The sequence below is a fragment of the Streptomyces sp. UNOB3_S3 genome, assembly GCF_020740895.1.
Classification (GTDB): domain Bacteria; phylum Actinomycetota; class Actinomycetes; order Streptomycetales; family Streptomycetaceae; genus Streptomyces.
This window is the reverse complement of record NZ_JAILXP010000279.1, coordinates 1-9,674: the sequence shown is the minus strand read 5'-3', so window position 1 is coordinate 9,674 and position 9,674 is coordinate 1. Positions and strand designations below refer to the sequence as shown.

12 protein-coding genes and 1 other RNA gene are annotated in these 9,674 nt (G+C 71.2%); 7 read left to right on the top strand and 6 right to left on the bottom strand.

From position 1 onward, the window contains the following. The coding region (locus K6I33_RS25555) for a hypothetical protein (protein ID WP_374285808.1) at window positions 1-847 on the bottom strand (847 nt) is incomplete at its 3' end. A 183-nt stretch (window positions 848-1,030) separates the two neighbouring features. On the opposite strand from K6I33_RS25555, the gene K6I33_RS25550 reads away from it, so the two are divergent. From K6I33_RS25550 to K6I33_RS25535, 4 genes are read left to right on the top strand one after another with little or no spacing between them, the layout of a single operon-like run. Continuing rightward, the gene (locus tag K6I33_RS25550) at window positions 1,031-2,077 is read left to right on the top strand and encodes an ABC transporter substrate-binding protein (protein ID WP_229356876.1); all 1,047 of its coding nucleotides are present in this window, start codon (window positions 1,031-1,033) and stop codon (window positions 2,075-2,077) included. A gap of 52 nt (window positions 2,078-2,129) precedes the next feature. Continuing rightward, entirely contained in the window at window positions 2,130-2,969 is an 840-nt protein-coding gene (locus tag K6I33_RS25545; RefSeq protein ID WP_229356875.1) for a Nif3-like dinuclear metal center hexameric protein, read from the top strand. 14 nt (window positions 2,970-2,983) lie between these two features. Further along, window positions 2,984-3,727: a zinc ribbon domain-containing protein gene (locus K6I33_RS25540; RefSeq protein ID WP_229356880.1), complete on the top strand. Its 744-nt coding sequence runs from the start codon at window positions 2,984-2,986 to the stop codon at window positions 3,725-3,727. Between the two features lie 7 nt (window positions 3,728-3,734). Next, window positions 3,735-4,907, top strand: a complete 1,173-nt coding sequence (locus K6I33_RS25535; protein WP_229356874.1) for a bifunctional RNase H/acid phosphatase — start codon at window positions 3,735-3,737, stop codon at window positions 4,905-4,907. A gap of 419 nt (window positions 4,908-5,326) precedes the next feature. On the opposite strand, the gene K6I33_RS25530 is transcribed toward K6I33_RS25535, so the two are convergent. Continuing rightward, window positions 5,327-5,674, bottom strand: a complete 348-nt coding sequence (locus K6I33_RS25530) for a hypothetical protein (RefSeq protein WP_229356873.1) — start codon at window positions 5,672-5,674, stop codon at window positions 5,327-5,329. Window positions 5,675-5,784: 110 nt separating this feature from the next. Here K6I33_RS25530 and K6I33_RS25525 point away from each other — a divergent pair, with 110 nt between their 5' ends. Continuing rightward, window positions 5,785-6,741 carry a helix-turn-helix transcriptional regulator gene (locus K6I33_RS25525; RefSeq protein WP_229356872.1) on the top strand — a complete coding sequence of 319 codons (957 nt, stop codon included), beginning with the start codon at window positions 5,785-5,787 and terminating at the stop codon, window positions 6,739-6,741. Continuing rightward, on the top strand, window positions 6,692-6,826 hold the full coding sequence (locus K6I33_RS25520) for a DUF397 domain-containing protein (RefSeq protein ID WP_229356879.1): 135 nt from the start codon (window positions 6,692-6,694) through the stop codon (window positions 6,824-6,826). The genes K6I33_RS25525 and K6I33_RS25520 overlap by 50 nt, the downstream gene beginning before the upstream one ends. Here K6I33_RS25520 and K6I33_RS25515 read toward each other — a convergent pair. Together K6I33_RS25515 and yaaA are read right to left on the bottom strand one after the other, a co-directional pair. Then, a complete protein-coding gene (locus K6I33_RS25515; RefSeq protein WP_229356871.1) occupies window positions 6,823-7,461 on the bottom strand; it encodes a bifunctional 4-hydroxy-2-oxoglutarate aldolase/2-dehydro-3-deoxy-phosphogluconate aldolase in 639 nt (212 codons plus the stop codon). The two genes, K6I33_RS25520 and K6I33_RS25515, sit on opposite strands and share 4 nt — an antisense overlap. A 56-nt stretch (window positions 7,462-7,517) precedes the next feature. Further along, window positions 7,518-8,318: a peroxide stress protein YaaA gene (gene yaaA / locus K6I33_RS25510; protein ID WP_229356870.1), complete on the bottom strand. Its 801-nt coding sequence runs from the start codon at window positions 8,316-8,318 to the stop codon at window positions 7,518-7,520. Between the two features lie 115 nt (window positions 8,319-8,433). On the opposite strand from yaaA, the gene rnpB reads away from it, so the two are divergent. Beyond that, window positions 8,434-8,843: RNase P RNA component class A (gene rnpB / locus K6I33_RS25505), an RNA gene on the top strand. 53 nt (window positions 8,844-8,896) lie between these two features. On the opposite strand, the gene K6I33_RS25500 is transcribed toward rnpB, so the two are convergent. Both K6I33_RS25500 and K6I33_RS25495 read right to left on the bottom strand, forming a co-directional pair. After that, window positions 8,897-9,199, bottom strand: a complete 303-nt coding sequence (locus K6I33_RS25500) for a hypothetical protein (RefSeq protein WP_229356869.1) — start codon at window positions 9,197-9,199, stop codon at window positions 8,897-8,899. Next, window positions 9,196-9,501: a DUF6247 family protein gene (locus K6I33_RS25495; RefSeq protein WP_229356878.1), complete on the bottom strand. Its 306-nt coding sequence runs from the start codon at window positions 9,499-9,501 to the stop codon at window positions 9,196-9,198. The genes K6I33_RS25500 and K6I33_RS25495 overlap by 4 nt, the downstream gene beginning before the upstream one ends. Window positions 9,502-9,674 lie beyond the last annotated feature (173 nt).

The following is a 9,674-nucleotide window of genomic DNA, read 5'->3' as shown; positions in this document are numbered from 1 at the left end:
AGGCCACCGAGCACTCCTCGGGGGCCAGGCCCTGGCCCGGCCGCGCGGCGAAGGGGGTCAGCTCGGCGTCGGGCGGCAGCAGGCACTCGGGGAAGCGCACGGGCCGGGCCGAGCCCAGCACGCCCCAGCCCAGCCGGTCGACGCCGGGCGCGTCGGAGCGTACGAGCAGCAGGCCGCTGTCGGGCTCGGCGAGGAGCAGGCGGTCGTTGCTCTTCTCGGTGATCTGGAGCAGCGGGCTGGTCTCGCCGCCCCGGCCCAGGTCGACGACGACGGCCTTGGTGAGCCCGTCCAGCTCGCGGTCCAGGGCGAGGAGCCGGCCGGCGCGGTCCAGCCAGGCGCCGCCCTCGCACCGCCCCGGCACCGTGGCCAGCAGCTCGGGGCCGCCGCTGCCGCCGTGCACCCGCCAGAGGGTGGTCTGGGTCTCGCCGTGGACGAGGGCGTAGGCGGAGCGGCCGTCGGGCGCGGGGGGCAGCAGGCACAGGTACGGGCACTCGATGGCGCCGAGCGGCAGTTCGCCGGTGCCGGGCCCGGCGGGGTAGAGCAGCGACAGCGCGTACCGCTCGGCGACGCGGCGGCGGATGAGGACCCGGCCGTCGGTGAGCGGGAGCAGCTGGCTGTCCGGTTCCTCGGGCTGGGTGCCGGGCAGCGACACCGCGTAGGGCTCGGGCCCGTCGAGGGTCCAGCGCTCGGGGAACCAGCCGTCCGTGCCGCGGCCGAGGGCGAGCCAGGCCGCGTACGAACCGTCCACCGTGACGGTGAACGCCGGGCGTCTCGATCCTTCCGGCGGTGCGCTCCGCGGAAGTCTCTGCGGAGCGCTCTGGGGGCCGTGGGGAGCACAGACCGTCATGGAAATCGTCACCTCCGGCACAGAACGTAGTTATCCGGATTCCTGTGGAACGCCACGACCCCGGGTGCTTCACCCGTATGGGTGGTTAGTTGTCCGGTTCGCCTGAGAAAAGGGGGTGGGTGTGCTTCCGGGGAGGCGAGTGATTAAGGTAAGGCGATCCTAAGTACCTAGCCGGGAGCCCCCATGTCCCTCCGCCGCCGCGGCACCGTGACCGCAGCCGCCGCCCTGTCCATAGCCGCCGCGCTCACGCTCACCGCCTGCGGCGGTTCGTCCGGCGGCTCCTCGGAATCGGGCAAGGACGGCGGCGCCGGTTCGAAGGCCGTCTCCGAGAAGGGCAAGGACTTCGGCAAGGCCGCCGAGCAGACCGCGAAGATGGGCACGGACGCCGCCCCCGGCCGGTTCCCGCGCGTCATCACCCACGCCCTGGGAAAGACCGAGATCAAGCAGCGCCCCCAGCGCGTCGTCGTCCTCGACGTCGGCGAGCTCGACAATGTCGTCTCGCTCGGCCTCAAGCCCGTCGGCTGGGCCCCCAGCGAGGGCAGCAAGGGCATCCCCGACTACCTCAAGAAGGACATCGGCGAGCCCAAGAGCGTCGGCACCATCAACAACCTCAACCTCGAAGCGATCAACGAGCTCAAGCCCGACCTGATCCTCGGCAGCAAACTCCGCGCCGAGAAGCACTACAAGGACCTGTCGAAGATCGCCCCGACCGTGTTCTCCGTCCGCCCGGGCTTCACCTGGAAGGAGAACTACCTCCTCAACGCCGCCGCCCTCGACAGGACCGACGAGGCCAAGAAGCAGCTGGCGGAGTACGAGGCCAAGGCGAAGAAGCTCGGCGCCGACCTCGGCGACAAGAAGCCGACGATCACCATGCTGCGCTACCTGCCGCAGTTCACCCGTCTGTACGCGCAGCAGTCCTTCATCGGCACCATCCTCAAGGACGCCGGCCTGCCCCGGCCCAAGAACCAGCAGGCCGACAAGCTCGCCGTGGAGATCAGCCCCGAGAACATCGACCAGGCCGACGCCGACTGGATCTTCACCGGCGTCTACGGCGACCCGGACAAGACCAAGCGCGACACCGCCGAGGACAACCCGCTCTGGAAGAGCCTGAAGGCGGTCAAGGACGGTCGGGCGAAGAACGTCTCCGACGAGACCTGGTACCTCGGCCTCGGTGTCACCGCGGCCGACAGCGTCCTCGACGACCTCCGCGGCTTCCTCGTGAAGAACTGAGAGGCACCCGCGTCAGCGAAGGGCGGGCACGGAGGAAGGTAGCCTTTCCTCCGTGCCCGTACTGTCTGAAGTCATCTCCGCCCTCGAAGCCCTCTGGCCCCCGGAGCGAGCCGAGCAGTGGGACGCCGTCGGTACGGTCTGCGGCGACCCCGAGGACCGGATCACCCGGGTCCTGTTCGCCGTCGACCCCGTCCAGGAAGTCGTCGACGAGGCCGTGGAGCTCGGCGCCGACCTGATCGTCGCCCACCACCCGCTCTATCTGCGCGGCACGACGACGGTCTCGGCCGGCACCTTCAAGGGCCGCGCCGTGCACACCCTCATCAAGAACGACATCGCGCTCCACGTCGCGCACACCAACGCCGACCGCGCCGACCCGGGCGTCTCCGACGCCCTCGCCGGCGCCCTCGACCTGCGCGTCGTCGCCCCGCTCGTGCCCGACCCGAGCGACCCCGCCGGCCGCCGCGGCCTCGGCCGGATCTGCGAGCTCGACCCGCCGCTGACCCTGGCCGCCTTCGCCGAGCGCGCCGCCAAGCGCCTGCCCGCCACCGCCCAGGGCATCCGCGTCGCGGGCGACCCCGAGCGCCTCATCGCCACGGTCGCCGTCTGCGGCGGCTCCGGCGACTCCCTCTTCGAGGAGGTGCGGGCCGCCGGCGTCGACGCCTACGTCACCGCCGACCTGCGCCACCACCCGGCGGCCGACGCCCGGGCCGAGAGCCCGCTGGCCCTCGTCGACGCCGCCCACTGGGCCACCGAGTGGCCCTGGACCGAGCAGGCCGCCGCCCAGCTCGACGAGATCTCCGACCGCCACGGCTGGGGCCTGCGCACCCATGTCTCCCGTACGGTCACCGACCCCTGGACCGCCCACGCGGCGTCGTCCTCCCATCACCAGTAACCAGGAGCCCCCAAATCAACGCCGCGCCCGCCGACCAGATCCGCCTCCTCGACCTCCAGGCCCTGGACGTCCGCCTCACCCAGCTCGCCCACAAGCGCAAGAGCCTCCCCGAGCACGCCGAGATCACCGCCCTCGAGGGCGACCTCGCCCAGCACCGCGACCTCCTCGTCGCCGCGCAGACCGAGGAGAGCGACTGCTCCCGCGAGCAGGCCAAGGCCGAGCAGGACGTCGACCAGGTCCGCCAGCGCGCCGCCCGCGACCAGCAGCGCCTGGACTCCGGCGCCGGCATGTCCCCCAAGGACCTGGAGAAGCTCCAGCACGAGATCGCCTCCCTCGCCAAGCGCCAGGGCGACCTGGAGGACGTCGTCCTGGAGGTCATGGAGCGCCGTGAGGGCGCCGCCGAGCGGGCCGCCGAGCTGACCGGCCGCGTCGCCTCCGTCCAGGCCAAGGTCGACGACGCCGTCGCCCGCCGCGACGCCGCCACCGCGACCATCGACGCCGAGGCCGCCACCGTCACCAAGGAGCGCGAGGTCGTCGCCGGCTCCGTCCCGGCCGACCTGATCAAGCTCTACGACAAGGTCCGCGCCCGCTCCGGCGGCGTCGGCGCCGCCCGCCTCTACCAGCGCCGCTGCGAGGGCTGCCGGCTGGAGCTCGACATCACCGAGCTCAACGAGGTCCGCAAGGCCGCCGCCGACGAGATCGTCCGCTGCGAGAACTGCAGCCGCATCCTGGTCCGCACGTCCGACTCGGGCCTGTAGTCCGGACATGACCAACCGCTTCATCGTCGAGGCCGACGGCGGCTCCCGGGGCAACCCGGGCCCCGCCGGCTACGGCGCGGTCGTCCTCGACGCCGTCACCGGCGAGGCGCTCGCCGAGGCCGCCGAGTACATCGGCACGGCCACGAACAACGTCGCCGAGTACAAGGGCCTGATCGCCGGCCTGGAGGCCGCCCACGCCCTGGACCCCGACGCCGAGATCCAGGTCCGCATGGACTCCAAGCTCGTCGTCGAGCAGATGTCCGGCCGCTGGAAGATCAAGCACCCCGACATGAAGCCGCTCGCCGCGCGGGCCCAGCGGGCCCACCCGGCGGGCCGGGTCTCCTACCAGTGGATCCCGCGCGAGAAGAACAAGCACGCGGACCGGCTGGCCAACGAGGCCATGGACGCCGGCAAGGCCGGCCGGCAGTGGGAGCCCGGCCTCTCCTCGGCCGACCGGGGCACCTCCGGTGTCGCCGCCGCCCTGGAGATCCCCGCCGCCGAACCGCTCGCCGAGCCCAAGGCCGCCCCCGTCGGCTGGGCTGCCCCCGCCGACCTCGGCGCGCCCACCACGTTCGTCCTCCTCCGCCACGGCGAGACCGCCCTCACCCCGGAGAAGCGCTTCTCCGGCAGCGGCGGCACCGACCCGGAGCTGTCCGCCGCCGGCCGCCGCCAGGCCGAGGCGGCCGCCGCCGCGCTCGCCGCCCGCGGCACCATCCAGGCGATCGTCAGCTCCCCGATGCTCCGCTGCCGCCAGACGGCCGGCACCATCGCCGACCGGCTCGGCCTCGACGTCCGCGTCGAGGAGGGCCTCCGCGAGGCCGACTTCGGCAGCTGGGAGGGCCTGACCTTCGCCGAGGTCCAGGAGCGCCACCCCGAGGACCTCAACGCCTGGCTGGCCTCCACCAAGGCCGCCCCGACGGGCGGCGGCGAGAGCTTCGCGACGGTCGCCCGCCGCGTCTCCCTCTCCCGCGACAAGCTCCTCGCCCGCTACGCGGGCCGCACGGTGCTGCTCGTCACCCACGTCACGCCGATCAAGACCCTGGTCCGCCTCGCCCTGGGCGCCCCGCCCGAGTCCCTGTTCCGCATGGAGCTCTCGGCGGCGTCCCTGTCGGCGGTGGCGTACTACGGCGACGGCAACGCGTCGCTGCGACTGCTCAACGACACGTCGCACCTGCGGTAGCCCCTCGTCTACGACGAGGCCAGGGACGATCCGGTCCGGTCGCAGGCCGGACACTCCCAGCGGTCCGGCGCGCCCATACGTGGTGGCTTCATGTCGACATCGCACTCCGGGCACCGCATGGTGATCGGCTCCACGTGCCCGCACGTGCCGCACACCCACAGCGGCCCCTCGGAGTCGTGCTGCCGCCAGGCCGTCCGCAGACACCGGGAACAACCCGTCGTGACGATCCCCGCCCCCCGGCTTATCACCGGGGGCTCGGGGGTCGTATCGGCGTACTCGATGATCTGTGCCCTGACCCGGTCATCGGTCGTATTGGCCATCCTGAGCAGATGTGCGACTCGCGAGCGTGCTTCGTCAACGAAATCGTTCATGGCGGCAGCAGGTTAGCGCGCCGACGGTCACGTGTAGGCCATATGTTGTCAGTGAACCGCCCGTTGGTGTCTTCCCATGGCCATGGCGGCAGCGGCCGCCGTGGCCATGTCCTTGTCCCTGATCGCCTGCGCGCGCCGCCGCTTGATCGCCGCGCACTCCGCGCAACGGCTGTTGAGCAACCGCCGCAGCCCGGCGATGATCTGCTGCGCCACGTCCACGCGCAGGGGCGGGAACTGCACATACGCGCTCCCGCTCGCGGGTTCGGCCGAAGCGATGTGCAGCGCCCAGCCGTGATCGCGACAGACGGACTGGAGGTCGCGCGCGGTCTGCGCGGAGAGCCGGCGCAGGTCGGCATCGGAGGGGGGTGGGGAGGTCGGGTAGCTGAGAGGAGCCATCGGTTTCCTTGACATCGGCCGTTGAATCACGCCCATGTGGGTGACCAACTACTTGTTGTAAGGACAGAGTTGCGGATCGCTGCCTACGCTCTCAACGTTTTGCACGTGCCATGGGCAACCTGGAACAGGGGGAGGACGGTGCGATGCGACGCGACGGAAGTGGCGGAGCGGGAGCCACGACGGCGGCGGTCTTCGGAGAGGTGCTCCGGCACCACCGGGAGGTCGCGGGGCTGACGCAGGAGGACCTGGCGACGAAGATCCCGTGCAATCGGTCGCTGGTGGCGAGGGTGGAGGTGGGGACGCGGGTTCCGCAGCGGAACTTTGTGGTCGCTTGCGACCAGGTGCTGGGCACGGAGGAGATGTTCGCCAAGCTGTGGCGGAAGATCGACTGGTATCCGGCGGTCAGCCATCCGGACTGGTTCAAACGGCGGGTGGAGATGGAGGAGAAGGCGGTCGAGCTTCGCGAGTACCAGATCGACGTGGTGCCGGGTCTGCTGCAGAGCGAGGAATATGCGCGAGCGCTGCTCTCGCAATTCTCCTCGGGACGCGAACTGGACGAGCGGGTGGCGGCCCGAATGAGCCGACAGCAGCGCTTCCTGGAGACCGACGGCCCGCTTCTGGTCGTGGTCCTGGACGAGAGCACCATTCGCAACGTCGTTGGAAACGCTGCGGTGATGCGCGACCAGTGCGCGCAGCTGCTGCTCGCGGGCGAGCGGACGAACATGGGGGTCCAGGTAGTGCCCTTCAACGCGCAGCTGGCCAGGCCAAAGTGCTCAATGTCGCTGATCAGGCTGCCCGACGGGCAGGACTGGGTGTACTCGGAATCCTTGGAAGCGGGCCATTTCATCAACGATCCGGCGATTATCGCGCGCTACACCAAGCTCTACGATGTGCTCAGGGCTGACTGCCTCTCAGGCCCCGACTCCGCCGCCTTGATCAGAGATGCAATGGAAGGGTATGAGCGCAATGGCAACGTGGCGCAAAAGCAGCTACAGCGGCAACGACGCAGGCAACTGCATAGAAATAGCCCCCGGTATCCCCGACTTCGTCCCCGTAAGGGACAGTAAGTTCGCTCCCCAGGGCCCCGCCCTGGTGTTCCGGGCCGCCGCGTGGGCGGCCTTCGTGAACGGGCTGAAGCGCGGCGCCGTCTAGGCGGCGCCCGCGCCCCGCAACGCCGCCGCTTGCGCGGCGAGCTCCTCCACCCGCCCCCAGTCGTGGTTCCGTACCGCGTCGGGCGGCAGCATCCACGTACCGCCGACGCAGCCGACGTTCGGCAACGCCAGGTACTCGCGGGCCGATTCCGGCCCGATCCCGCCCGTAGGGCAGAAGCGGGCCGTCGGGAGCGGCGCCGACAGTGACCGCAAATAGTTCACCCCGCCCGCCGCCTCCGCCGGGAAGAACTTCATCTCGCGCACCCCGCGCTCCAGCAGCGCCAGCACCTCGGACGCCGTGGCGACGCCCGGCAGGAACGGCATGCCGGTCGCCCGGAGGGCGTCGAGCAGCCGTTCCGTCCAGCCCGGGCTGACCAGAAAACGGGCCCCGGCCTCGACGGCGGCCTCCGCCTGCGCGGGGCGCAGGACCGTTCCGGCGCCGACGATGGCCTCTGGTACGCCGGCGGAAATCGCACGTATCGCGTCCAGCGCGGTGTGGGTTCGTAGGGTGACCTCGATCACCGGCAGTCCTCCCGCGACCAGCGCCCGCGCGAGCGGTATCGCGTCGGCGATGTCGTGGAGGACGACGACGGGGATGACGGGCGCGAGATCAAGGAGATCGGTCACGCCCGTCATCCTGCCGAGACGGATCGTTCACCACAACGAACGTTGCGCCATGCGCAACGCGAGGGTCAGAGCTCGGACACGATCACATCGAGCCCCAGCGACTTCCCCCGCTTCGCGGGGGCGTCGTCGCCTTCGACGGCATATCCGAGCTCCCGCAGCGCGCCCGCGAGTTCGGCGGGGGTGGCGGGGTCGAACCCGGCGGTCAGCAGGTCGCGGACGAGCCGTCCCTTGGTGGCCTTGTTGAAGTGGCTGACGACCGTCCGCTTCTCCACGCCGGCCACGGTCTTCGAGTGGAGCACCCGTACCGTGGCCGTCCGCTCGGCGAGCTCGCCCTTGGGCTTCCAGGCGGTGGCGTAGGCGGCGGAGCGGAGGTCCAGGACGAGGCCGTCGCCGGCGGCCTCGGGCATGACGTCGGCCATGGGGGCTCGCCAGTACGCGCCCAGGGCGCCGAGGCCGGGGAGCTTGACGCCCATGGAGCAGCGGTAGGAGGGGATGGGGTCGGTGATCCGGACCGCGCCCCAGAGGCCGGAGAAGACGAGGAGGGAGCGTTCGGCGGCGCGGCGGGCGGGGCCGCTGAGGGTGATGAGGCCGAGGGAGTCGTAGAGGACGCCGGTGTAGATCTCCCCGGCGGGGCGGGTGCCGGACGTCCGCAGGGCGGCGTTCTTGGCGATCTCGCCACGGAGGCCGGGGCTGAGGCCGAGGACGTCGGCGGCCTTGTCCTGGTCGCCGGTGCAGAGGTCCACGAGCTCGGCGAGCACGGTCTCCCGGGCGGCCGTGAGGCCGGGGAGCGCCAGTGCCCCGGTGTCCAGCGCGGGCCCGGTGCCACCCGTGGCCTTCCCCTCGGACGGTGGCAACAGCACGAGCACGGTCGGTCTCCTTGGGTGAGCCTCTTGGGTAATCCGTGTGGCACCTTAACGCGGTGGTGATCGCCCCGGCGTGAACGGGCCTGGTGGCGGGCCGGTAGCATGGGGGCACGGCGGACGAGCCGGCCGGGCGGCCGCGTGGGACCTTCAGGGGTCTCCCGAGGAACGTCCGGGCTCCATACGGCAGGGTGGTGGGTAACGCCCACCCGGGGTGACCCGCGGGACAGTGCCACAGAGAACAGACCGCCGGGGATCTTCGGATTCCCGGTAAGGGTGAAACGGTGGTGTAAGAGACCACCAGCGCCTGGGGTGACCCAGGCGGCTAGGTAAACCCCACCCGGAGCAAGGTCAAGAGGGGCGGTCGCTTCACGGCGACGGCCCTGCGCGGACGATCGAGGGCTGCCCGCCCGAGTCCGCGGGTAGACCGCACGAGCCTGTCGGCAACGGCAGGCCTAGATGGATGGCCGCCGCCGCGGCTCCCGTAAGGGACCGCGCGCACAGAACCCGGCGTACAGGCCGACTCGTCCGCCCCTTATCCCCTCTGACCTGTGAAAGCAGGCAGGCGCTGTGGCGCGTCGTGGTCACTGCCAGAAGAGTTCCTCGATCACGATTTGCGGGTCCGCGGTGCGACGGACGAAGACGAAGCGGGCCCATCCGCGCCCGCCGTCGAAGGCCAGGATGTGGGGGCCCCGGAAGCGGGTGGACCTGGCGGGTTCGACCGGGATGTGCTCCCCGGGCCGGTAGGGGTCCTTGGCGGTGAGGATGTCGATCAGAGCGTCCCGGAAAGTCTTCCGCACATCTTCGGGCAGCGAGTCGCGGTAGGTGCGGGCGCCTTCGACGTAGTCGATCTGCCACGGCGGGCCCATGAACCCGTCGTCGGTCACTGGCCGGGTTCCGCGTGTCCGGCTTCCCGCCGCAGGTGCGCGGCCTGTTCGAGGAGGGCACGGGCCTCCGCGGTGTCACCGGCTTCGGCAGCGCGGTCCTCGAGGTCGGACACCCGGGCGTCCAGTCTGGGGTCGCGGGCGAGGGCGTACTCGGTCCACCAGCGGGCCATGAACGCCGGGACAGGTGTGAGGTCGTAGGTGTCGGCGATGTCCCGCTTCCAGTGCCGGTCGAAATCGGCGAGGAGTTGCGGGGCATGGGTGGCGATCGCTTCCCGGAGAGCCTTCGGGTTGCGTTCGGGCATGGGCGGGACACCGGCGGGGCGCTGTGTGGCGGAGTGGGCGCTCAAGTGGAGCTCCTTCTCAGGCGGCGCAGACATCGCTCTCGGAAGCGTGTGGATACACAGTAGCCAGGCGAGGGCGACGGTGCGGTCGCCGTACGACCCTTGCCCATCCCGGCCGAAAAGCCACCCAACCC

Bases quoted from the DNA above. Each gene is read 5' to 3' on its own strand.
- K6I33_RS25550 (WP_229356876.1), top strand. From the start codon at position 1,031: ATGTCCCTCCGCCGCCGCGGCACCGTGACCGCAGCCGCCGCCCTGTCC.
- K6I33_RS25535 (WP_229356874.1), top strand. From the start codon at position 3,735: ATGACCAACCGCTTCATCGTCGAGGCCGACGGCGGCTCCCGGGGCAAC.
- K6I33_RS25530 (WP_229356873.1), bottom strand. From the start codon at position 5,674: ATGGCTCCTCTCAGCTACCCGACCTCCCCACCCCCCTCCGATGCCGAC.
- K6I33_RS25525 (WP_229356872.1), top strand. From the start codon at position 5,785: ATGGGCAACCTGGAACAGGGGGAGGACGGTGCGATGCGACGCGACGGA.
- K6I33_RS25515 (WP_229356871.1), bottom strand. From the start codon at position 7,461: ATGACGGGCGTGACCGATCTCCTTGATCTCGCGCCCGTCATCCCCGTC.
- K6I33_RS25495 (WP_229356878.1), bottom strand. From the start codon at position 9,501: ATGCCCGAACGCAACCCGAAGGCTCTCCGGGAAGCGATCGCCACCCAT.